The following is a 234-nucleotide window of genomic DNA, read 5'->3' as shown; positions in this document are numbered from 1 at the left end:
GACGTAAGGAACGCGAACCACTTTGTTCACCACTTTCCAGTGGGTGCCTTCCGTTGCCGAACGGCCGTTGGCAAGGTTACGTGCCAGTTCAAACGTCGCTTTGGCCTGGTTCTGGGCATCATTGAGTACCGTACCGGCCAGTTCACCTTTTTTGATCATACTCAGTGCTACATCCAGTGCGTCGACACCAAATACAGGGAGCTGGCTTTTACCTACGGCTTTAAGCGATTCCAC

At 52.6% G+C, this 234-nt stretch carries 1 protein-coding gene; it reads right to left on the bottom strand.

Annotated elements, in window-relative coordinates; all coding sequences use genetic code 11:
- A partial coding sequence (locus SB753_RS41515) for a substrate-binding domain-containing protein (RefSeq protein ID WP_410805749.1) occupies positions 1-234 on the bottom strand: 234 nt, incomplete at both ends.

This window comes from Paraburkholderia sp. SIMBA_053 (genome assembly GCF_046534895.1).
Taxonomy (GTDB): domain Bacteria; phylum Pseudomonadota; class Gammaproteobacteria; order Burkholderiales; family Burkholderiaceae; genus Paraburkholderia; species Paraburkholderia caledonica.
This window is presented reverse-complemented; position numbering and strand designations above follow the sequence as displayed.